The 22,412-nt window shown below is 66.1% G+C and carries 23 protein-coding genes; 10 read left to right on the forward strand and 13 right to left on the reverse strand.

What is annotated here, in order from left to right:
• The first annotated feature begins 47 nt into the window (after positions 1-47).
• The 3 genes from AC07X4_RS14880 to AC07X4_RS14890 all read left to right on the forward strand — a co-directional run bounded on the left by AC07X4_RS14880 (position 48) and on the right by AC07X4_RS14890 (position 3,950).
• Positions 48-1,295, forward strand: a complete 1,248-nt coding sequence (locus AC07X4_RS14880; RefSeq protein WP_494740512.1) for a phenylacetate--CoA ligase family protein — start codon at positions 48-50, stop codon at positions 1,293-1,295.
• A 347-nt stretch (positions 1,296-1,642) separates the two neighbouring features.
• Positions 1,643-2,629 (forward strand): tripartite tricarboxylate transporter substrate-binding protein, encoded by a 987-nt coding sequence (locus AC07X4_RS14885; protein ID WP_056059714.1) that lies wholly within the window; start codon positions 1,643-1,645, stop codon positions 2,627-2,629.
• A gap of 247 nt (positions 2,630-2,876) precedes the next feature.
• Complete coding sequence (locus AC07X4_RS14890) at positions 2,877-3,950, forward strand: Bug family tripartite tricarboxylate transporter substrate binding protein (RefSeq protein WP_369804342.1); 1,074 nt, start codon at positions 2,877-2,879, stop codon at positions 3,948-3,950.
• 112 nt (positions 3,951-4,062) lie between these two features.
• Here the strand turns inward: AC07X4_RS14890 and AC07X4_RS14895 are convergent, their stop codons facing one another.
• Together AC07X4_RS14895 and AC07X4_RS14900 are read right to left on the reverse strand one after the other, a co-directional pair.
• A complete protein-coding gene (locus AC07X4_RS14895) occupies positions 4,063-4,377 on the reverse strand; it encodes a DUF1840 domain-containing protein (RefSeq protein ID WP_056059719.1) in 315 nt (104 codons plus the stop codon).
• 9 nt (positions 4,378-4,386) lie between these two features.
• Positions 4,387-5,673: a class I SAM-dependent methyltransferase gene (locus AC07X4_RS14900; RefSeq protein WP_494740513.1), complete on the reverse strand. Its 1,287-nt coding sequence runs from the start codon at positions 5,671-5,673 to the stop codon at positions 4,387-4,389.
• Positions 5,674-5,786: 113 nt separating this feature from the next.
• On the opposite strand from AC07X4_RS14900, the gene AC07X4_RS14905 reads away from it, so the two are divergent.
• From AC07X4_RS14905 to AC07X4_RS14930, 6 genes are read left to right on the forward strand one after another with little or no spacing between them, the layout of a single operon-like run.
• Positions 5,787-8,138, forward strand: coding sequence for a bifunctional salicylyl-CoA 5-hydroxylase/oxidoreductase (locus tag AC07X4_RS14905; protein ID WP_494740514.1), 2,352 nt, complete (start codon positions 5,787-5,789; stop codon positions 8,136-8,138).
• Positions 8,139-8,144: 6 nt separating this feature from the next.
• Entirely contained in the window at positions 8,145-8,636 is a 492-nt protein-coding gene (locus AC07X4_RS14910; protein WP_228897525.1) for a MarR family winged helix-turn-helix transcriptional regulator, read from the forward strand.
• The gene (locus tag AC07X4_RS14915) at positions 8,633-9,487 is read left to right on the forward strand and encodes an enoyl-CoA hydratase family protein (protein WP_015012340.1); all 855 of its coding nucleotides are present in this window, start codon (positions 8,633-8,635) and stop codon (positions 9,485-9,487) included. The genes AC07X4_RS14910 and AC07X4_RS14915 overlap by 4 nt, the downstream gene beginning before the upstream one ends.
• A 3-nt stretch (positions 9,488-9,490) precedes the next feature.
• Positions 9,491-10,687: an acyl-CoA dehydrogenase family protein gene (locus AC07X4_RS14920; protein WP_494740515.1), complete on the forward strand. Its 1,197-nt coding sequence runs from the start codon at positions 9,491-9,493 to the stop codon at positions 10,685-10,687.
• A gap of 4 nt (positions 10,688-10,691) precedes the next feature.
• A complete protein-coding gene (locus AC07X4_RS14925; RefSeq protein ID WP_494740516.1) occupies positions 10,692-12,359 on the forward strand; it encodes an AMP-binding protein in 1,668 nt (555 codons plus the stop codon).
• A gap of 2 nt (positions 12,360-12,361) precedes the next feature.
• Positions 12,362-12,760: a RidA family protein gene (locus AC07X4_RS14930; protein WP_055400021.1), complete on the forward strand. Its 399-nt coding sequence runs from the start codon at positions 12,362-12,364 to the stop codon at positions 12,758-12,760.
• On the opposite strand, the gene AC07X4_RS14935 is transcribed toward AC07X4_RS14930, so the two are convergent.
• A complete protein-coding gene (locus AC07X4_RS14935; RefSeq protein ID WP_494740517.1) occupies positions 12,705-13,673 on the reverse strand; it encodes an EamA family transporter in 969 nt (322 codons plus the stop codon). The genes AC07X4_RS14930 and AC07X4_RS14935 overlap by 56 nt on opposite strands.
• Before the next feature lie 97 nt (positions 13,674-13,770).
• On the opposite strand from AC07X4_RS14935, the gene AC07X4_RS14940 reads away from it, so the two are divergent.
• Complete coding sequence (locus AC07X4_RS14940) at positions 13,771-14,232, forward strand: Lrp/AsnC family transcriptional regulator (RefSeq protein ID WP_056059735.1); 462 nt, start codon at positions 13,771-13,773, stop codon at positions 14,230-14,232.
• 36 nt (positions 14,233-14,268) lie between these two features.
• Here the strand turns inward: AC07X4_RS14940 and AC07X4_RS14945 are convergent, their stop codons facing one another.
• From AC07X4_RS14945 to AC07X4_RS14990, 10 genes are all read right to left on the reverse strand, one after another.
• A complete protein-coding gene (locus AC07X4_RS14945) occupies positions 14,269-14,853 on the reverse strand; it encodes a phosphonate degradation HD-domain oxygenase (protein WP_494740518.1) in 585 nt (194 codons plus the stop codon).
• Between the two features lie 13 nt (positions 14,854-14,866).
• On the reverse strand, positions 14,867-15,673 hold the full coding sequence (gene phnE / locus AC07X4_RS14950; protein WP_494740519.1) for a phosphonate ABC transporter, permease protein PhnE: 807 nt from the start codon (positions 15,671-15,673) through the stop codon (positions 14,867-14,869).
• A 34-nt stretch (positions 15,674-15,707) separates the two neighbouring features.
• Positions 15,708-16,655, reverse strand: a complete 948-nt coding sequence (gene phnD, locus AC07X4_RS14955; RefSeq protein WP_056059741.1) for a phosphonate ABC transporter substrate-binding protein — start codon at positions 16,653-16,655, stop codon at positions 15,708-15,710.
• A gap of 45 nt (positions 16,656-16,700) precedes the next feature.
• Entirely contained in the window at positions 16,701-17,561 is an 861-nt protein-coding gene (gene phnC / locus AC07X4_RS14960) for a phosphonate ABC transporter ATP-binding protein (protein WP_494740520.1), read from the reverse strand.
• Between the two features lie 216 nt (positions 17,562-17,777).
• Complete coding sequence (locus tag AC07X4_RS14965; RefSeq protein WP_494740521.1) at positions 17,778-18,932, reverse strand: alpha-D-ribose 1-methylphosphonate 5-triphosphate diphosphatase; 1,155 nt, start codon at positions 18,930-18,932, stop codon at positions 17,778-17,780.
• Positions 18,929-19,663, reverse strand: coding sequence for a phosphonate C-P lyase system protein PhnL (gene phnL / locus AC07X4_RS14970; RefSeq protein ID WP_494740522.1), 735 nt, complete (start codon positions 19,661-19,663; stop codon positions 18,929-18,931). The genes AC07X4_RS14965 and phnL overlap by 4 nt, the downstream gene beginning before the upstream one ends.
• Positions 19,660-20,448 carry a phosphonate C-P lyase system protein PhnK gene (gene phnK / locus AC07X4_RS14975; protein ID WP_494740523.1) on the reverse strand — a complete coding sequence of 263 codons (789 nt, stop codon included), beginning with the start codon at positions 20,446-20,448 and terminating at the stop codon, positions 19,660-19,662. The genes phnL and phnK overlap by 4 nt, the downstream gene beginning before the upstream one ends.
• Positions 20,445-20,906, reverse strand: coding sequence for a GNAT family N-acetyltransferase (locus AC07X4_RS14980; RefSeq protein ID WP_494740524.1), 462 nt, complete (start codon positions 20,904-20,906; stop codon positions 20,445-20,447). Before AC07X4_RS14980 ends, phnK begins: the two co-directional genes overlap by 4 nt.
• On the reverse strand, positions 20,903-21,823 hold the full coding sequence (locus AC07X4_RS14985; RefSeq protein WP_146870138.1) for an alpha-D-ribose 1-methylphosphonate 5-phosphate C-P-lyase PhnJ: 921 nt from the start codon (positions 21,821-21,823) through the stop codon (positions 20,903-20,905). The genes AC07X4_RS14980 and AC07X4_RS14985 overlap by 4 nt, the downstream gene beginning before the upstream one ends.
• Positions 21,820-22,412: carbon-phosphorus lyase complex subunit PhnI (locus tag AC07X4_RS14990; protein ID WP_494740525.1), on the reverse strand; the 593-nt coding region annotated here is incomplete at its 5' end. The genes AC07X4_RS14990 and AC07X4_RS14985, both read right to left, overlap by 4 nt.

The following is a 22,412-nucleotide window of genomic DNA, read 5'->3' on the forward strand; positions in this document are numbered from 1 at the left end:
CGCTAGAGGCATATTTCACTCAAACAACCTCACAAGGAAACCCAGGCATGAGCACGTTCTATGACGCCCTGGAAACACGCAGCCCCGCAAAGCGCGAAGCGGCGCTGATGGCTGCGCTGCCGCAGCAGATCGCCCATGCCCAAAAGGCATCGCCCGCTTTTGCCGGCATCCTGTCTGGTGTGGATGCCACCACCATCACCGGCCGCGCAGCCCTGGCGCAGCTGCCCGTCACGCGCAAGTACGAGCTGCTGGAGCGCCAGCAGGCAGGCCGTGCGGCCAACGTGTTTGGCGGGTTCAGTGCGCTGGGCTTCGGGCCGGGTATGACCCGGGTTTTTGCCAGCCCCGGCACCATTTACGAGCCCGAGGGCACGCGTCGGGACTACTGGCGCATGGCGCGGGCGATCCACGCAGCGGGCTTTCGCAGCGGCGAGTTGATCCACAACAGCTTCAGCTATCACTTTGTGCCTGCGGGTTCGATGATGGAAACTGGCGCCCACGCGCTGGGCTGCACCGTCTTCCCCGGTGGCACGGGCCAGACCGAGCAGCAAGTGCAGGCCATGGCCGAGCTGAAGCCTGCGGGCTACATCGGCACGCCCAGTTTTCTGAAAATCATCGTCGAGAAGGCTGCAGAGATGGGCGTGGCGCTGCCCACCGTCACCAAGGCCCTGGTGTCGGGCGAGGCCTTTCCGCCCTCGCTGCGCGACTGGTTTGCCGAGCGTGGCATCGCGGGCTACCAGTGCTATGCCACCGCCGACCTGGGCCTGATTGCGTATGAAACCTCGGCCCGCGAAGGCCTGGTGCTGGATGAAGGCGTGATCGTCGAGATCGTGCGTCCCGGCACGGGCGACCCCGTGCCCGAGGGTGAGGTGGGCGAGCTGGTCATCACCACGCTCAACCCTGACTACCCGCTGATCCGCTTTGGTACTGGCGACCTGTCAGCGGTGCTGCCGGGCCAGTGCCCCACCGGTCGCACCAACACCCGCATCAAGGGCTGGATGGGCCGGGCCGACCAGACCACCAAGGTGCGCGGCATGTTCGTGCACCCCGGCCAGATCGCCACCATCGCGCGGCGGTTTCCACAGGTGCAGCGCGCTCGGCTCGTGGTCAGCGGCGAGATGGCCAACGACCAGATGGTGCTGCAGGTGGAGACCACCGAAACCGCCGAGGGCCTGGCCCACCAGCTCAGCGACGCCATCCGCGAAGTGACCAAGCTGCGCGGCGAGGTGCAGATGGTGCCCCCGGGCACACTGCCCAACGATGGCAAGGTCATCGAAGACGCGCGCAGCTACAAGTAGCCCCTGAGAGCCCGCTGACGTTCTCGCAGGGGCCGCAGGAGCGCTGCGTGAGCCGGTGCTGGCAGCGCCGGCAACGCATGCTGGCGCCCAAAAGATGTGCATGCACATCAATGGCCAGGACATCGCGCCAGCCCTTGCGACAGCGCAAAACATGTCCACTTTGCGCGCCGGGGTACCGCAGTGTTTACCCTTACAAATGCTATCTTTTGAATAGCATTTAAACCAATAAATATCTACGCTACAGGCCTCTTTGGCTTAAAGACCATATGGCTTGTGTGCTACGTACTATCCGCAATGTTGCCGGAAATACCCCTCGCTATCATGGCCCGTCATTTACAGGAGCCCCCATGAAAACAACGCTGAAACTCGCCCTCGTCGCTGCCGCTGCAGTGGCCGCCTTTGGCGCCCATGCGCAGGATTTCCCCGCCAAGGACAAGACAGTCACCCTGGTGGTGCCCTTTGCGGCGGGTGGCCCCACCGACCGCGTGGCGCGCGACCTGGCCGAGGCGCTGCGCAAGCCTTTGGGCGCGACCGTTGTGGTGGACAACACCGCCGGCGCAGGCAGCTCGATCGGTGCCGCCCGTGTAGCCCGCGCCACACCCGATGGCTACACGCTGCTGCTCAACCACATCGGCATGTCCACCATGCCTGCGCTGTACCGCAAGCTGTCGTTCAGCGTACCCAACGACTTTGAATACCTGGGCATGGTCAACGAAGTGCCCATGACGCTGATCGCTCGCCCCACCATGCCCGCCAACAACTTCAAGGAGTTGACCGCCTGGATCCAGCAGAACAAGGGCAAGATCAACCTGGGCAACGCGGGCCTGGGCGCGGCCTCGCACCTGTGCGGACTGATGTTCAAGTCCGCCCTGCAGACGGACATGACGGATGTGCCTTACAAGGGCACGGCCCCTGCCATCACCGACCTGATCGGCGGCCAGATCGACCTGCTGTGCGACCAGACCACCAACACCACCAGCCAGATCGAAGGCAAGAAGGTCAAGGCCTATGCCGTGACCACCGCCAAGCGCCTGACCACGCCCGCGCTCAAGGACCTGCCCACCCTGGCCGAATCCGGTCTGAAGGACTTCAACGTGAGCATCTGGCACGGCCTGTACGCCCCCAAGGGCACGCCAGCCGATGTGCAGAAGAAGATCAACGAAGCCCTCAAGGTCGCGCTGAAGGACCCTGAGTTCATCAAGAAGCAGGAAGCCCTGGGCGCTGTGGTCATCACCGACAAGCGCATCGATGGCCCGGAACACAAGAAGTTTGTGGCGGCTGAGATCGACAAGTGGGGCGCCGTCATCAAGGCCGCTGGCACCTACGCGGACTGATGCTCCCGCACCCGGCAGGGCTCTGAACGCAGCCCTGTCAGCCCCCAAAAAAGCCGCCGCGTTGCGGCTTTTTTCATGGGTGTGTGGTGGGGTGTTACTCGCACCATGCGCAAGACATAGCGCCTGGCAAATCCCATGCGCCGACAGGATTGGGGTTATCCATCTGCCCCCACTGCGCCAACGCGCGTAGAACCAGGGCAGACCTTTCTCCTCTCCCCGACATCAAGGATTGATCTCCATGGCACGCATTCCCCTCCACGCCCCCACTCGCCCATCCGGAGCGACAGTCGCCGTGCACCCACTTCGTGCGCGACGTCGCCAGGCGCTGACCCTGGCGGCCAGTGCGCTGGCACTGGCCTGCGCGGCGGCGCTGCTGCCCACCATGGCGCGCGCCCAGGGGGCATGGCCCACCAAGCCGGTGCGCATCGTCGTGCCCTTTGCGCCCGGTGGCACGACCGACATCCTGGCCCGCGCCATGGCGCCCGAGCTGTCCAAGGCCTTCGGCCAGCAGTTCATCGTGGACAACCGTGCCGGCGCCGGCGGCAATGTGGGCGCGGAGATCGTCGCCAAGTCGCCCGGCGACGGCTACACGCTGTTGATGGGCACCGTGGGCACCCACGGCATCAACCGTGCGCTGTACGCGAAGCTGCCGTACGACCCCATCAAGGACTTTGTGCCCATCACCATGGTGGCGGCTGTTCCCAATGTGATGGTGATGAATGCCGACAAGGCCAAGGCCCAGGGCATTCACAACGTGCAGGATTTCATCCGGGTGGCCAAGGCCAACCCCGGCAAGATGAACATGGCCTCCAGCGGCAACGGCACGTCGATCCATCTGGCCGGCGAGCTGTTCAAGAGCATGACCGGCACCTTCATGCTGCACCTGCCCTACCGTGGCTCGGGCCCTGCGCTCATGGACATGGTGGCGGGCAATGCGGACGTGATGTTCGACAACCTGCCCTCGTCCATGGCACAGATCAAGGCCGGCAAGCTCACCGCGCTGGCCGTGACCAGCTCCGAGCGCTCGGGCGCACTGCCCGATGTGCCCACCGTGGAGCAAGCGGGCGGCCCCACACTCAAGGGCTACGAGGCCAGCTCCTGGTTCGGTCTGCTGGCCCCGGCGGGCACACCCGCCGACATCGTCAACCGCATCCAGCAGGAGGTCGCCAAGTCACTGGCCACGCCCGCCATGAAGGAGCGGCTGCTGGCGCAAGGCGCCATCCCCGGCGGCAACACCCCGGCCGAATTTGCCAAGCACATCGACAACGAGCACAAGAAGTGGGCGCAGGTGGTGAAGACGTCGGGGGCCAAGGTGGATTGATGGTTGGCGCCACCGCATCAGCCGTGGCACGAGCATGGACTGCGGCGCCTGCGGACCGCACGCAGCCAAGCATGACAACGGCTGGTGAGCGGCAGACGCACCTGCGATCAGGTCACACACCCCACACCACATCCACGTCCGCCGCAGCACTGCGCTTGAGCATCTCGATGAACGGCGCAGCACGCTGGCGCAGGCGCACGGCCTCGTTGATTTCTTCAGCCGCGGCCTCATCGTTTTCCTGGGCTTCGGGCTGGGCTTCGTCGGCGATCACGGCCGCCTCCAGCGCGGCAATGGCGCCGGGAATCTGGGCAGCGGTCACGATGCCGCTGGCGCCGGGTGTCTTGCCGATGATGGTCACGATCTGGCGCCCCTGGGGTTCGAGCATGATCAGGTCGGCGGTGGCGCGGGATTTGAATTTGTAGAGCATGGTCAAGGCCTATCGGAAGAGGTTGCCAGGGTCCGCATACATGTAGTCGCGGGTGAACGGATAGCTCGATTGTGCGCCGGACAAAAGGCCTCTGGCCGTGTCGCCATCCGGCTTGATGGCCAGCATCTGGTGCAGCGCCATCCAGCCACGTTCAAAACCCAGGGCGCTGCCCGCAAGGTACAGGCGGTACGCACGCAAGACCTTATCACCCTGCTCCTCCCCTCCTTGTGCGACCAGCACCTCACGGGCTGCAGGCAATCGGGCTTCGAGCCCGTCGGACCACGCCCACAGCGTGCGCGCATAGTGCGGGCGCAGGTTCTCGGTGTCCACCATCTCCAGGCCCGCGCGCGCCATGTCGTGCAACACCGCGCTCACATGCAAAAGCTCGCCGCCGGGGAAGATGTACTGCTCGATAAAGTCACCCATGCCTGCGCCCAGCTGCGCGTTGTCTGCGCCCCCGGCCGTGATGCCGTGGTTCAGCACCAGCCCGCCCGGGCGCAGCAGGCGGGCCACGGTTTCAAAGTAACGCAGCATCTGTGCGCGGCCCACATGCTCGAACATGCCCACCGACGCGATCTTGTCGAAGGGCTGCTCCACCTGCAGCTCGCGGTAATCCACCAATTGCATGCGCACGCGCCCCTGCAGCCCACGCTCTTCAATGCGCTGCTGCACATGCGCATGCTGGTTGCGCGACAGCGTGATGCCTGTGGCATCCACGCCGTAGTGTTCGGCCGCCCACAACAGCAGGCCACCCCAGCCCGCGCCAATGTCCAGGAACCGGTCGCCGGGCTGCAGCTGCAGCTTGCGGCAGATGTGGTCGAGCTTGGCCTCCTGGGCCTGGGCGAGCGTCAGGTCCGGTGAACGGTAATAGGCGCACGAGTAGACGCGGCGCGGATCCAGCCACAGCGCGTAGAAGTCGTCCGACAGGTCGTAGTGAAACTGCACATGGCGCGCGTCGTGCGCCAGCGTATGCGCAGCCATGGACCGCGCCCTTGCCAGCACCCTCTGCCACCAACCATGGTGCTGGTCGCGGGCCGGGTCGCGGGTCAGCAGGCCTGCAGCGGCGGCCATCAGGTCGCGCATGCCGCCTTCCAGCGCCACGCGCCCCTCGACGATGGCAGCCCCCACATTGCCGATCTCGCCCGTGGCCAGCGCCACCAGTGCCATGCGGTCACGAAAGCGCAAGGTGACGGCGGGCTCGGGCGCGCCCAGTTGCTGGCCCGCAGGCAACTGGACTGCCATCGGCACCGGCAAGGCCGCCAGCCGCCCCTCCAAGGTGTGCAGCAAGTGCTTCATGCGGCGCATCTTGAAAAATTTGCTGCACTGCGTCAACACCCCGCAATGGCATCAGGGGTTTCGCCGGGAAGGCCCCATTGACAGCTTTTTGTTTAAGCCTAAACTATTTTGGCATGAACATCCTCTGCATTGGCGGTGGGCCCGCCGGTCTCTACTTCGCCCTGCTCATGAAGCAGCAAACCCCCGCGCACCGCGTCACGGTGGTCGAACGCAACCGGCCGTTCGACACCTTCGGATGGGGGGTGGTGCTGTCGGACCAGACGCTGGCCAACCTGCAGGCGGCCGACGCGCCCACGGCAGCCCTGATCGGCGACGCGTTCAACCACTGGGACGATATCGAGGTGTTCTTCAAGGGGCGCAGCGTGCGCTCCACCGGCCACGGCTTCTGCGGCATTGGCCGCAAGCGCCTGCTCAACATCCTGCAGGACCGGTGCCTGGCGGTGGGCGTGGAGCTGGTGTTCGAAACCGACGTGGTCGACGACCAGGCGCTGGCTGCGCAGTACAACGCCGACCTGGTCATCGCCAGCGACGGCCTCAACAGCCGCATCCGCACCCGCTACGCAGCCACCTACCAGCCAGACATCGATCTGCGCCAGTGCCGCTTCGTATGGCTGGGCACCAAGAAAAAGTTCGACGCTTTTACGTTTGCTTTCGAGCAGACCGAGCATGGCTGGTTCCAGGCCCACGCCTACCAGTTTGACGCCGACACCTCCACCTTCATCGTCGAAACGCCCGAGGCCGTGTGGAAGGCCCACGGCCTGGACCAGATGGAGCAGCCCGAGGCCATTGCATTCTGCGAAAAGCTGTTTGCCCAATACTTGGAAGGCAACGCGCTCATCAGCAACGCCACGCACCTGCGCGGCTCGGCCAACTGGATCCGTTTTCCGCGTGTGATCTGCAACACCTGGGTGCACCGCGAAGCCATCGACAGCAAGCAGGTGCCCATCGTGCTGATGGGCGACGCAGCGCACACGGCGCATTTCTCGATTGGCAGCGGCACCAAGCTCGCACTGGAAGACGCCATCGACCTCGCTAACGAGTTCGCCACCGGCCTGCCCATCGACGAAGTGCTGCAGCACTATGAAGCGCGCCGCAGCGTGGAGGTGCTCAAGATCCAGAACGCCGCGCGCAACAGCACCGAGTGGTTTGAGAACGTGGCGCGCTACGCCGGCATGCCCGTGGAGCAGTTCACGTACTCGCTGCTCACGCGCAGCCAGCGCATCAGCCACGAGAACCTGCGGCTGCGCGATGCCGCGTGGCTGGAGGGCTACGAGGCCTGGCTCGCGGGTGGCAAGGCCGCGATTCCGCCCATGCTCACGCCCTTCACGCTCAAAGGCCTCACGCTCAAGAACCGCATCGTTGTCTCGCCCATGGCCACCTACAGCGCAGTCGAGGGCGTGCCGCAGGACTTTCACCTGGTGCACCTGGGCGCGCGCGCCCTCGGCGGCGCGGCGCTGGTGATGGTGGAGATGACCAGCCCCACACCCGAGGGTCGCATCACCCCCGCCTGCCCCGGCCTGTGGAACGACGCACAGCAAGCCGCCTTTGCGCGCGTTGTCAACTTTGTGCACGGCAGCAGCACGGCCAAGATCGGCCTGCAGCTCGGCCACAGCGGCCCCAAGGGTTCCACCCGCGTGGGCTGGGAGGGCACGGACGAGCCGCTGGAGGCGGGCAACTGGCCCCTGCTGGCCGCCAGCCCCATCGCCTATGGCGCGCAAAACCAGACACCTGCCGCCATGACCCGCGCCGACATGGACCGCGTGACTGCCGCCTTTGCGGACAGCGCCCGCCGCGCCGTGGCCTGCGGCTTTGACTGGCTGGAGCTGCACTGCGCCCACGGCTACCTGCTGGCCAGCTTTTTGAGCCCCGCCACCAACCAGCGTACCGATGCATACGGCGGCAGCCTGGAGAACCGCTGCCGCTACCCGCTGGAGGTGCTGACCGCGCTGCGCGCCGTGTGGCCGGCCGACAAGCCGCTGAGCGTGCGTATCTCTGCGCACGACTGGCTCCCTGACGGAAATACTGCCGACGACGCCATCGCCATTGCGCGCCTCTTCAAGGCGGCAGGCGCAGACCTGATCGACGTGTCCTCCGGCCAGACCACACGCGACTCGCGCCCGGTGTATGGACGCATGTACCAGACGCCGTTTGCCGACCGCATCCGCAACGAGGTGGGCATTGCCACCATGGCGGTGGGCGCGATCACCGAGGCTGACCACGCCAACAGCATCATCGCCGCCGGCCGTGCCGACCTGTGTGCCATCGCGCGCCCCCACCTGGCCGACCCGGCCTGGACGCTGCACGCCGCCGCGCAACTGGGCCCCGTGGCCGCAGCGCACACCGACTGGCCCGCGCAATACCACAGCGGCCGCGACCAGATGCTGCGCGAGATCGCCAAGCAAAAGCAGATGGCTGCACTGGCCGCACCGGCGCAGGAATCCAGCAAACCCGCAGCCATCGAGTAAGCCACCATGGACCTCGAAGCCCGCCTGCACGGCGCTGCACCCAGCGAACACCCCGAGGCCCTGCGCCTGTGGCTGCGCCTGCTCACCTGCACCCAGCTCATCGAAAAGCAGGTGCGCAGCCACCTGCGCGCGCAGTTCGACACCACGCTGCCGCGCTTCGACCTGATGGCGCAGCTGGAGCGTGCACCGGACGGCATGAAGATGAAAGAACTCTCGCGCCGCATGATGGTGACGAGCGGCAACATCACCGGCATCACCGACCAGCTGGTGGCCGAAGGGCTGGTTGAGCGCATGGACGTGGAGGGCGACCGCCGTGCGTACCTGGTGCGCCTCACACCCCAAGGCCGCGAGCAGTTCAACACCATGGCGCGCCAGCACGAGCAATGGATCGTCGAAGCCTTCGCCACGCTGGGCGAGCGCGACATCGCCACCTTGTACCGCCTGCTGGGCAAGGTCAAGGAACACACACAAAATAATTCTCTGGAGACAACGGAATGAAGCACTACATCGGGGCGAGCAACCCCATGCGCGAGCAGTTCAACCCGCAGGCCAGCTACGTGGCTGAGCACTTTGCCTGGAGCTTTGCCGATGGCGTGGGCACCGTCACGCTCAACCGGCCAGACCGCAAGAACCCGCTCACCTTCCAAAGCTATGCCGAGCTGCGCGACTTCTTCTACGCGCTGCGCTTTGCCACCGATGTGAAGGCCATCGTGGTCACCGGCGCGGGCGGCAACTTTTGCTCGGGCGGCGATGTACACGAGATCATCGGCCCGCTGACCACCATGACCATGCCCGAACTGCTGGAGTTCACGCGCATGACGGGCGACCTGGTGAAGGCCATGCGCGCCTGCCCACAGCCCGTGCTGGGCGCCATCGACGGCATCTGCGCCGGTGCGGGCGCAATGATGGCGCTGGCCTGCGACATGCGCTACGGCACCGAGGCCACCAAGACCGCGTTCCTGTTCACCCGCGTGGGCCTGGCCGGTGCCGACATGGGCGCCTGCGCGCTGCTGCCCCGCATGATCGGCCAGGGTCGCGCCAGCGAACTGCTGTTCACCGGCCGCGCGATGACCGCGCACGAAGGCCTGGCCTGGGGCTTCTTCAACGACCTGTATGAAAGCGCCGACCTGCTGGCCAACGTGCAGGCCACGGCGCGGGCACTGGCCGACGGCCCCACCTTTGCCCATGGCATGACCAAGACCATGCTGAGCCAGGAGTGGAGCATGACCATCGAACAGGCCATCGAGGCCGAGGCACAGGCGCAGGCTATCTGCATGCAAACGGAGGACTTCCGACGCGCGTACGAGGCCTTCGCCGCCAAGCAAAAGCCCGTGTTCCAGGGAGATTGATGCATGCATGTCGCCACGCCCCCCGCCCCTTGCCCGCCCTCCACGGCGCACCTGGCTCTGCCTTTTTTTGACGACGCCCACCGCGCGCTGGCCGAGGGCCTGGTGCCCTGGGCGGCCACGCAAGAGGTCGATGAAACCGACGACCGCGCCGCTTGCCGCGACTGGGTGAAGCGCCTGGGCGCGGGCGGCTGGCTGCGCTACTGCGTGCCCGCCGCGCACGGCGGCGCGCTGCCGGCGCTCGACTCGCGCGCGCTGGTGCTGCTGCGCGAGACGCTGGCCTACCACTCGCCGCTGGCGGACTTTGCGTTTGCGATGCAAGGACTGGGCAGCGGTGCGATCACGCTGGCGGGTAGCCCCGCGCAGCAGGCGCACTACCTGCAAGGCGTGGCGCGTGGCGAACTGATTGCAGCGTTTGCGCTGAGCGAGCCCGAGGCGGGGTCAGATGTGGGCGCTATGCAAACCATAGCTGCCAGCACAGATTCGACTAGCGCTACAGGCACTTTTTGCTTGAACGGCACCAAAACCTGGATCAGCAACGGCGGCATCGCCGACTTCTACTGCGTGTTCGCCAAGACCAACCCGAGCGGCGGCACGCGAGGCATCAGCGCCTTCATCGTCGATGCGAACACGCCGGGCCTGGACGCCTCGCGCCATATCCATGTGATGGCGCCCCACCCGCTGGCCACGCTGCAGTTCACCAACTGCAACGTGCCCGCCACCGCGCTGCTGGGCGACGAGAACGGCGGCTTCAAGCTGGCCATGCGCACGCTCGACATCTTCCGCGCATCGGTGGCCGCCGCCGCACTGGGCATGGCGCGCCGCGCACTGGCCGAGGCCGTGCACCACGCCCGCCAGCGCCGCATGTTCGGCCAGACGCTGGCGGACTTCCAGCTCACCCAAGCCAAGATCGGCGAGATGGCCGCGCTGGTGGACAGCGCCGCGCTGCTCACCTACCGCGCGGCCTGGCTGCGCGACACGGGCCAGGCGCGCGTGACTGCCGAAGCCGCGATGGCCAAGATGACCGCCACTGAAAACGCCCAGCGCGTCATCGACATGGCGCTGCAGCTGCACGGCGGGCGCGGCGTGGAAGTGGGCAGCAAGGTCGAATCGCTGTACCGCGACATCCGCTCGCTGCGCATTTACGAAGGCGCGACCGAGGTGCAGCAACTGATCATCGGCAAGGCCGTTCTGCAGGAGTAAACGCATGAAAGCCCCCTCCGCCCAGCCCGACCATTTCGTGCACGACCGCCTGCCGCCGCCCGAGGCCTGGCCCACGCTGCGCTACGACCTGCCGGAGCTGCAGATCGCCAACCAGGCCAATCTGGTGCAGGCGCTGTTCGACCAGGCCGAACGTGCGGGCCACATCGACCGCCCCCTGCTGCGCGGCCCGCACCGCACCTACACCTACCGCGACGCCCGCACCGAGGCCGCGCGCATTGCCGAGGTGCTGACGCAGGACCACGGCCTGGTGCCTGGCAACCGCGTGCTGCTGCGCGGCGGCAACACGGTGGAGATGGCGCTGGCCTGGCTGGGCACCGTCTACGCGGGGCTGATCGCGGTGGCCACCATGCCGCTGCTGCGCGCGGTGGAGCTGGGCAGCATCATCGACCGCGCCCAGCCTACGCTGGCGCTGTGCGACGGCCGCCTGCTGGCCGAACTGCAGACGGCGCAAACACAGCACCCGGTGCTGGCTATCGTCGTGCCGTTTCACACCGCGCCCGATGCGGCCGACCTGCTGCAGCGTGCGCAGGGCAAGCCCGGCACCACGCCGCCATGCCCCACGTCGGCGGACGACATCGCGCTGATGGCGTTCACCTCGGGCACCACAGGCTCCCCCAAGGCGGCCGTGCACACGCACCGCGATGTGCTGGCAGGCTGCGAGGCCTGGCCGCGCCATGTACTCCAGGCCACGCCCGATGACATCGTGGCGGGCTCGCCACCGCTGGCGTTCACCTTTGGGCTGGGCGGCTTGCTGGTGTTTCCGATGTGGGCCGGCGCCAGCGTGTACTTCCCCGACCAGCCCTACACGCCCGAAACCATGGTGCGCCTGATGCGCGATGCGGGCGTGACCATCTGCTACACCGCGCCCACTTTCTACCGGCAGATGGCCCCCTTTGCCAAGCAGATCGGCCTGCCCCAGCTGCGCACCAGCGTGAGCGCGGGCGAAGGCCTGCCGGACGCGACGCGCCAGCTGTGGAAAGACGCGACCGGCCTCGACATGACGGACGGCATTGGCGCCACCGAAATGTTCCACATCTTCATTTCCTCGCCCGGCGGTGAGAGCCGGCGCGGCGCCATCGGCAAGGTGGTGCCCGGCTACACCGCCAAGGTGGTGGACGACGACGGCCGTGAAGTGCCACGCGGCACCGTGGGCAAGCTCGCGGTGATCGGCCCCACGGGCTGCAAGTACCTCGACGACCCGCGCCAGGCCAAGTACGTGAAGGACGGCTGGAACTACCCGGGCGATGCGTTCACGCAAGACGCTGACGGCTACTTTTTCTACCAGGCACGCGATGACGACATGATCATCACCGCCGGCTACAACGTGGGCGGCCCTGAGGTGGAAGACGCCCTGCTGCGCCACCCGGCCGTGGCCGAGTGCGGCGTGATCGGCGTGCCCGACGAGGAGCGCGGCATGGTGGTCAAAGCCATCTGCGTCTTGAAGCCCGGCCACACAGGCGATGCCGCCATGGTCAAGACGCTGCAGGACCATGTGAAAGCCACCATCGCCCCGTTCAAATACCCGCGCGTGGTGGAGTTCGTCACGGCCCTGCCCCGCACCGAAACCGGCAAGCTGCAGCGTTTCAAGCTGCGCCAGTGTGCGGCCGCATCACCCTCCGCCGCGTCGCCCACTTCCACAAAAACAACATGACGATGAAAAACACCCTTTTGCAGCCCGAAGGCTGGGTCACCCCCAAAGGCTACGCCAACGGCGTGGCCGCGCGCGGCACCATGGTCTTTACCGGCGGCCAGATCGGCTGGAACGCGCAGCAGCAGTTTGAGAGCGACGACTTCATCGACCAGACGAGGCAGACGCTGCTGAACGTGCGGGCGGTGCTGGAGGCTGGCGGCGCGGGCCCCGAGCACCTGGTGCGCCTGACCTGGTACGTGACCGACCGCAACGAATACAACAGCCGCTTGAAGGAGCTGGGGGCGGTCTACCGTGAGGTGCTGGGCAAGAACTTTCCGGCCATGGCGTGTGTGCAGGTGGCGGGGCTTATGGAAGAGCGCGCGAAGATCGAGATTGAAGCAACCGCTGTAATCCCGGACTGAGCTTTTCCAGCCACCGCTGCAGCGCTTGCCCGTACAGAATGAACGCCAGCGCCGCCCCAATCAACGGCAGCGCGGCAAACACCCAGCCCGTGAGCAGCTCGCCCCCCAGCGCCACGCCCACCAGTAAAGCCACCGCAGGGTTCACAAACGAATAGCTGCCCGCCAGTGCGGCCGACGTGTTCTGCAGCAGCCATAGATATGCATTGAGCGCCACCAAGGTGCCAAACACCAGCAGGTACACCCATGCCACCCACGACTTGGCAGTGACCTGGCCCAGGGCGCTCAAAGGCTCAAACCACAACGCCACCACCAGCCCCATGGCGCCCCCCGCAAACCACTGCGCGGCCGATGCCATGGCGGGCGCGGGTAGCGACAGCTTGCGCGATGCATACGAGCCCACGCTCCAGCACAGCGGAGCACCAAAGGCCAGCAGCGCACCGAGCCAGGTGGCTGAAAAATCGCCCTCCCGCGCCAGCAGCAGTGCGCCCACCACGCCCAGCGCCAGGCCAATCCAACTGGTGAACGGCACGCGCTCGCCGCCCCAGCGCGACCACAGCGCCAACCACATGGGCATGGTGGTGACCACCGTGGCCATCAGGCCCGAGCCGATGCCGAGCTTTTGCGCAAAGCCCATCAAATTCATGGCCAAAAACACCATGCAGCCGCCCACCACCGCCGAGTTGCGCCATTGCACCCTCGTGGGCAATTCATGGCCTTGCCACAACGCAATCACCAGCATCACGCTACCGGCGCACAAAAAACGGATGGCATTCATCAGCAGTGGCGGCATGCTCTGCAGCGCAATACCAATGGCGAAATAGGTAGTGCCCCAGACGATGTAGACCAGCAGCAGTGCCATGGCCACCGCCCCGTTGCGTTGTGCGCGGGCTTGCGCATTGAAAATTGTCGGCATATTCTCCACCTGACCGAATAATTTATGGAAACCGCAAGGTTTTCGGAATTTTTACCAAAAACAAGCGGCTATGCAAGCAAATATTCAGACAGATGACATGGACGCCAGAATTATTTCGGCACTGGGCGCAGATGGCCGACGTTCGTACGCCGATGTAGGGGCCGAGGTGGGACTGTCCACCGCTGCCGTGCACGAGCGCGTGAAGAAGCTGCTGGACAAGGGCGTGATCCGCCGCTTCTCGATCAGCGTGGACCCGGAGCGTGTGGGGCTGAACTTCACCGCGTTTGTGGCGATCCGCAACGATGGCGGCGCGCACTGCCGCGACATTGCGCCGCGCCTGCGCGGTATCCCCCAGGTGGAGGAGTTGCACAGCGTGGCTGGCGAGCACGACTTCCTGGCCAAGATCCGCACCACGCACGCGCGCGGGCTGGAGGACGTGCTCTACCAGATCAAGGCGATTCCCGGCGTGGCGCGCACCACGAGCACCGTGGTCCTGAATACCGAGTTTGAAGACCGGCCGCTGGACCTGGGCTGGGTGAATGGCGACAAGGGAGGTTGATGCGTAGGGGCGGCCTCGGCTTGGTCGCGCGGCTGTTTACGCAGCCACCGGGGCGAGTTCAGCCGCAGCGGCAACCGCCGCTGGAACTGGCGCCAGCCGCTGCACCAGCGCCATGTAGTAGCCCAGCGGGGGCGTGACCAACCCCGGCACCTTGGCATGGTCGTCATAGCGGCGCAGGCGGATGGCCTCCTGCGCAAAGGGCTGGGCCGCAAACTGCATCGCCTCTTTGGGCGTGAAGGGCCCGCCCTGCAGCACCAGGCTGTGCTGCGATGCGGGCGACAGTGTCTCCCAGTACCCCGGCTCCATCGTGCACAGGTAGCGCTTGGCATCCACATGCAGGCGTATGGGCTCCAGCACCGCGTCGGGCAGCAGGCCCCGCAAGAACGGGATGGCCATGTACTGGTGCAGGTCGTCTTGCTCGGCCGTGTCGCCCCCGGGCGCCAGCAGGTGGCCCAGGTCGTGCAGCAGGGCAGCGACGACAGTGGCCGGGGTTTCACCCGATTTTTCGGCCCACTGCGCGCACTGCAGAGCGTGCTCGAGCTGGCTGACCGCCTCGCGGCCGTACTGGTTCACGCCCCGGGTAGCGAGCAGGTGGGCAATGTCTTCAAGGCTCAATGCCATGGTGTGCTCCTTGTCAGACCAGTGCCTTGCGGATGCGGGCCGACACCAGGTCGATCACGCTCACCGTGACCACGATGATGAGCATGACCGCGCAGGTCTCGGCGTACTGGAAGCCCCGGATGATTTCCCACAGCACCACCCCAATGCCTCCAGCGCCCACCATGCCCACCACCGAAGCCGAACGCACGTTGGCTTCAAAGCGGTACAGCGTGTACGAGATCCACAGCGGCATGACCTGCGGAATCACGCCGTAGATGATTTCGTGCAGTGCGCTCGCACCGGTGGAACGGATGCCTTCCACCGGCTGTGGGTCAATCGCCTCCACGGCTTCGGAGAACAGCTTGGCCAAGGTGCCCGAGGTGTGGATCCACAGCGCCAGCACGCCCGCAAAAGGCCCCAGGCCCACGGCCACCACAAACAGCATGGCAAACACCATTTCGTTGATGGCGCGGCACGCGTCCAGCACGCGGCGCACTGGTTGGTACACCCACCAGGGCACGATGTTGGACGAGGCCAGCAGTGCCAGCGGCACGGCGGTGAGCACTGCCAGAGCCGTGCCCCACAAAGCGATCTGCAGGGTGACCAGCATCTCCTGCACATAGATCTGCCACTGCGAGAAATTGGGCGGAAAGAACTCTGCCGCGTAGCTGACCATGTTGCCCGAGTCGTTCCACAGATCGAGCGGGCGCATGTCGGCGCCCTTCCAGGACGCCGCCAGCAACACCAGCAGGATGCCCCACGACAGGTACCAGGCCAGGCTGCGCTTGGGCGACGAGGTGCTGGCCAGTGTGGCCAGCGAGGGATTCAAAGCAGAGGACATGGAGACACCCGGGCCGCAACAAGAAACCTACGAATTACTTCAACGACGCCAGCTGCTGGTCGATCTCGGCCAGGCGGGTCTTCTTGTCAGAATCAGCCAGCGTCGCGTCGGCCTCGATCTTGTTGCGCTTGCCGAAGAGGTCTAGCTGGCGGATGGGGGTGAGCTGGGCATTGGTCGATGGTTTGAAGCCCGAGAGCTTGGAGATCTTCATCACGATCTCCTTCTCGCGCGCATCGGTCTTGGCGTAGTTGTAGAAGAAGTCGCGGATCTTGGTCTTGGTGGCCTCGGGCAAGTCCTTGCGCATCACCAGCGGGTCCAGAGGAATCAGGGGCGAGGTCCAGACGATCTTGATGTCCTTGAACTTCTCGGGCTGGCGCTCCTTGATCTTCTCCAGGTTCTCGCTGTTGTTGGTGGCCACATCCACCTGCTTGTTGGCCACGGCCAGCGCGTTGGTCTCGTGGTTGGCACTGCGCGTGATCTTGAAGTGCGTCTTCGCGTCGATCTTGTTCTGTGCAAAGGCGTAGTAGCCGGGTACCAGGAAGCCCGAGGTGGAGTTGGGGTCGCCGTTGCCAAAGCTCAGCGACTTGCCGTTCTTGAGCACGTCATCCAGGGTGGCCAGGGGGCTGTCCTTGTGCACGATCAGGTGCGAGTAGTAGCCCTGGGTGCCGTCGGCATTCACCATTTGTGCAAAGACTTCGCCGTTGGCGCGGTCCACGGCTTCCATGGCCGACTTGTTGCCCAGCCAAGCCACCTGCATCTTGTTGAAGCGCATGGCTTCGATGAGGCCTGCGTAGTCGGATGCAAAGAAGGCATTGATCTTCAGACCGGTCTGCTTGGCCATGTCATCCAGCAGGGGCTGCCAGTCGGCCTTGAGGTTTTGCGAGGCCTCGGTCGAGATCATGCCGAAGTTGATGTCCTGGGCCAACGCGCCCGTGGTCAAACCCAGCCCGATCGTCAGGGCGGCACACAGTTTCTTGAACATGTTGAAAACTCCAGAGAAAGGAATTGAAAAGAAACAAAAGGCCGTTCAGGCGGCCTGGACCATGGCGGGCGCCCACTGTGGGACGGGTGTTGGGGCATGCACGGGTGCGGGTGGGGCACCCGCTGCATCCGACAGAATTTCGTCGGCGTGCACGCCATACAGGCTGCGCAGCAGTGCGGGCGTGAGGGCCGCCGAGGGGCCGTCGTACACCACCTGGCCGTGGTGCAAGGCCACCACGCGGGGGCAGTATTTGATGGCCACATCCACCTGGTGCAGCGACACGATGACGGTGCAGCGGTCCTCGCGGTTGATGCGCGCCAGGATGTCCATGACCTTGCGCGAGGACTCCGGGTCGAGCGAGGCGATGGGCTCGTCGGCCAGCACCACCTTGGCACCCTGCACCAGCGTGCGGGCAATGGCCGCGCGCTGCTGCTGCCCGCCGGACAGGGTGGAAGCACGTTGTGCATGGCATTCGGCAATGCCCACGCGGTGGAGCGCTTCCAGCGCCAGCGCGCGCTCCTGCGGCTTGAACATGCGCAGCCAGCCGCGCCACCAGGGCGTGCGGTGCAGCAGGCCCACCAGCACGTTCATCAACACCGGCAAGCGGTCCACCAGATTGAACTGCTGGAACACAAAGCCCACCTGCGAACGCACCTTGCGGATGTCGCTGTGGATGCGCCCGCCCTGCTGCACGCAGCGGCCGTCCACCTCGATCAGCGAATCGCTGGACGCATCGGCCACCACCAGGCCCGCCACATGACGCAGCAGGGTGGACTTGCCCGAGCCCGAGGCACCAATCAGCGCCACCATCTCGCCGCGCTGCACGGTGAGGTTGATGTCGCGCAGAGCGTGTTTGCCGTTGGCGAAGTGCTTGTTGAGTTGGTGGATGTGCAGTGCGGCAGTCATGGCAGCCTCCTGATGGGTTAAGTCGTCTAGACAACCGGAGTGTGGTTGCCGGGCGTGACAGTGCTTTGACAGTTGGGAGAAGTTTGGATGTCAGAGGCCGATTTAGAGCGGCTAACAAAACTCAGCGAAGCGGCCCTGGCTAGGCGTTTCGCCGCAGGCAGTACAAGTAGTACGACAAGGCGATACAACGACGGCAGGGGAGTTTTTTAGCCGCTCTTACAGCACCCGCTGCCCTTCACGCCACACCCCACGCACCACGGCCTGGCGACCGCCATCGGGCAGCTCGGCCATGTGCACCTGCACCAGGTCGCCGCGCAGGCCGGGCGCCAGCGCGCCCCGGTCGGCCATGCCCGCGGCCTTGGCGGGGTTGCAGGTGACGGTGGCCACAGCCTGTGGCAGGGGCAGGATGTCGTCCTGCACCAGCCGCATCACCGCGCTCAGCAGGCTGCCGGGCACGTAGTCGGACGAGAGGATGTCCAAGAGCCCCCGGCGCGCCAAGTCGGCCGCCGCTACATTGCCCGAGTGCGAACCGCCACGCACCACGTTGGGCCCGCCCATCACGGTGAGCAAGCCACGCTCGTGCGCAGCCTGGGCTGCGGCCAGTGTGGTCGGGAACTCCGACATCGCGGCCCCTTCGGCATGGGCCTGCTCCACATGGGCCACCGTGGTGTCATCGTGGCTGGCCAGCGAGATGCCGTGTGTGCGGCAGTAATCCACAAAATACGCACGGTGTGGCTCGGCGTACTGCGCCTGCAGCGTGGCCGCGTGCGCCACCTGGAGCTCGAATTTCTCGGCGCTCCAGCCCTTCTTGCCGGTGTAGTAGGTGCGCGCCTGCTCGATGTTCTCCCACTGGCGCTGACCTGGGGTGTGGTCCATCAGCGAGATCAACGACAGGCGCGGGTGCCCGTGGAACGGTTCGAACAGGTCGATGGTGTTGGGCGCAGGCAGCTCGCAGCGCACATGCAGGTGGTGGTCGGCCCGCAGCAGTTTGCGCTCGGTGCAGGTGTCGATGGTGTCGAGCACGCGGTTCCAGGCGCTGCCACGCAGGCTGTCCACATCGGCCTCGCCCACGCCCAGCGCATCCAGCACCGTGGTGATGCCTGCGGCCGCGATCTCGGCGTCGTGCGCCAGCAGTGCGGGCATCTCGGCCCATTGCACCTTGGGTCGCGGCATCAGGTGGCGCTCGAAGTTGTCGGTGTGGATTTCGACCAAGCCCGGCAGCAGGTAGTCGCCCCCCAGGTCGATGCCTTGCAAGGCCGCAGTGCCCCCACTATCCAGCGACGCAATGCGCCCGCCATCCACCTGCAGGCTGCCCAACACCACTTCGCCTGGCAGCACCATACGGGCGTTCTTGAACACGGTCGCGGTCATGCCGATGCTCCCCGAAAGTCGCCCACATTCACGCGGCGCGTGGCCACCGCGGCGCCCACCTGCGCGTCGTGAAAAATGCCCACCAGGGCCGCCCCGCGCGCCACCGCCTCGCGGATCATGGCGATCACGGTCTCGGTGTTGGCCGCATCGAGCGATGCGGTGGGCTCGTCCAGCAACAGCAACGGCTTGGGCTTGATCATGTTGCGGGCAATGTTGATGCGCTGCTGCTCCCCGCCCGAGAAGGTGGCGGGCGGAAGGTGCCACAGCCGCTCGGGGATGCGCAGGCGGGTCAGCCACTGCCGGGCGGCCTCGCGCGCGGCCTCGATGCCCGCAGGGTCGCCGCCCGCGTCTTCAGCCAGTGGCTCGGCCACCACATCCAGGGCCGACACCCGTGGGATGACCCGCAGGAACTGGCTCACATAGCCCACGGTGTCGCGCCGCAGCTGCACCAGCGCACGCGGCGTGGCCTGCGTCACATCCACCACGGCGCCATCGGCCGAGCGCACGGTGATGCTCCCTGCATTGACCCGGTAGTTGGCGTAGATCATCTTGAGCAGCGTGCTCTTGCCCATGCCCGAGGGGCCGTCCAGCACCACACATTCACCGGGCTGCACGGCCAGGTCCACCTGGGCGAGCACGGGCAGTTCGATGCCGTTCTGGTGGTGCAGGGTGAAGCGCTTGGCCACCCCTTGCATCTGGAGAATGGGCGCAATGGAAGGGGGCTGGTTCATGGCTGCAGTACCGAAGAAACGAGGAGCTGGGTGTAAGGGTGTTGCGGGTCGTCGAGCACCTGGTCGGTCAGGCCCGCCTCCACCACGCGGCCGCGTTGCATGACCACCATGCGGTGGGCCAGCAGGCGTGCCACGGCCAGGTCGTGCGTGACCACAATGGCCGCCAACTGCATCTGCCGCGTGAGCTGGCGCAGCAGGTCCAGCAGGCGCGCCTGCACCGATACATCGAGGCCCGAGGTGGGTTCGTCCATGAACACCAGGCGGGGCTGGGTGACCAGGTTGCGCGCAATCTGCAGGCGCTGGCGCATGCCGCCCGAGAACGTGCGCGGCGCGTCGTCGATGCGCGCGGCATCAATCTCCACGCGCTGCAGCCACTCCATGGCCGTGGCGCGCAGGCGGCCGTAGTGGCGCTCGCCCAGGCCCATGAGGCGCTCGCCCACGTTGGCACCGGCGGACACATCCATGCGCAGGCCGTCTGCCGCGTTCTGGTGCACAAAGCCCCAGTCGGTGCGCGCCAGCAGACGCTGCTGCGCTTCGGTCATGGCATAGATGTCCTGCAGCTCTCCGCTGCGCTGGCGGAACTGCACCGAGCCTTCGTCCGGGGCGCTGCGCGCCGCAATGGCGTTGAGCAGCGTGGACTTGCCGGAGCCCGACTCGCCCACCACGGCGAGTACCTCGCCGGGCCACAGGTCAAAGGACGCGCCTTGCAGCGCCACGCGGTCGCCATAGCGCTTGCTGACGTTGCGCACGCTCAGCAGCGGCGCAGAAGGTTCGGGGTGATTCATGTGAGAGTCTCGACAACAAAGCTCAGGCCGTGCTGCGCAAAGCCCAGGGATTCATAGAAGGCATGCGCGCCCTTGCGGCGGGCGTTGGACGAGAGCGCGAGCTTGTAGCAGCCCGCGTCGCGCGCCTGCTGCATGGCGTGGGCCATCATCTGGCGGCCAATGCCTCGGCCCTGCTGGTCCTGTGCCACCACCACGTCTTCGACGATGGCCGAGGGCGTGCCCCGGTGCGCCAGGTTGTGCATGACGAGCAGCGCATAGGTGCCCACCACAGCGCCGTGCTGCGCGGGGTCGCAGGCCACCCACAGGCGGTAGCTGGGGTAACGTGCGAACTGGGCCCACACGGCCTGGGCTTCTTCCAGGGTCAGCACGTCGGCCGGGCTGTCTTCAATGGCGGCATACAGCACCAGCACGCTCTCCAGGTCGGCCTGCCGGGCTTCGCGAATGTGCACGGCGCTCATGCCGCGCCGCCTTCCACCTGCGCCGTTTCGGCCTGCTGCGCCTGGCGCTCGTGGCAGTAGTCCGAATCGGAACAGACATGCATGCGCCCGCCCTGGTCGTCGGTGATGACCTCGTCGAGAAAGCTGTCGGTGGCGCCGCACAGCGCGCAGGCAGCATCCCAGCGCTGCACCTCGAACGGGTGGTCCTCAAAACCCAGGCTCTCCACCGGTGTATAGGGCGGCACGGCGTAGATGCGCTTTTCGCGGCCCGCGCCAAACAGCTGCAGCGCGGGGTTCATGTGCATCTTGGGGTTGTCGAACTTGGGGATGGGCGACGGCGCCATCACATAGCGGCCGTTGACCAGCACGGGGTAGTCGTAGGTGGTGGCAATGTGGCCGTAGCGCGCGATGTCTTCGTAGAGCTTGACGTGCATGAGCCCGTACTCGGCCAGGCCATGCAGAGTGCGCGTTTCGGTCTCCCGCGGCTCCAGGCGCTGCATGGGCTCGGGCACTGGCACCTGGTAGACGATGACCTGGCCTTCGGCCAGCGGTGTCTCGGGGATGCGGTGGCGCGTCTGGATCAGCGTGGCCTCGCGCGTGCGGGTGGTGGTCGCCACGGCCGTGGTGCGCTCGAAGAAGCGGCGGATGTTGACCGCGTTGACCGTGTCGTCCGATCCCTGGTCGATGACCTTGAGGCAGTCCTGCGGGCCGATGATGGACGCGGTGACCTGGATGCCGCCCGTGCCCCAGCCATAGGGCAGCGGCATTTCGCGGGAGCCAAACGGCACCTGGTAGCCGGGGATGGCCACGGCCTTGAGGATGGCGCGGCGGATCATGCGCTTGGTGCGCTCGTCCAGGTAGGCAAAGTTGAAGTGGCCGTCCACCGGTGCGGCGTCGGCGGGCAAGCCCATCACGGCGGGTTCCATGGGCGCGTTCATGCGGCATCCTCCTCGGCGGGGGTGGTGGGGTGGGCGGCAGCGGCGCGCATCTTGCGCACCAGCTCCAGCTCGGACTGAAAGTCCACGTAGTGCGGCAACTTCAGGTGCTGCACGAAGCCAGACGCCTCCAGGCTGTCGCTGTGGCCCAGCACAAATTCCTGCATCTGCGCGGGCGACTCCACCGGTTCACCCAGCTCATCGGCACGTAGGGCTCGGTCCACCAAGCTCATGGCCATCGCCTTGCGCTCGCTGTGGCCAAAAGCCAGACCGTAGCCGCGCGTGAACTGCGGGGGCTGGCTCTTGCTGCCCGCAAACTGGTTCACCATCTCGCATTCGGTGATCTCGATGTCACCGATCTCGATGGCAAAGCCCAGCTCTTCGGGTACGACCTCCACCGCTACCGTGCCCAAGCGCACCTCACCCACAAACGGGTGCGAGTGCGAATAGCCGCGCTGCGTGGAATACGCCATGGCGAGCAGGAAGCCCTCGTCGCCGCGCGCCAGGTTTTGCAGGCGCGTGGCCCGGTTGGCGGGGAAGCGCAGCGGCTCGCGGGTCAGGTCCGTGGGCGCGGGGTCGCCCGGGGGCACGG

The sequence above is a fragment of the Acidovorax sp. GW460-11-11-14-LB4 genome (assembly GCF_059423685.1).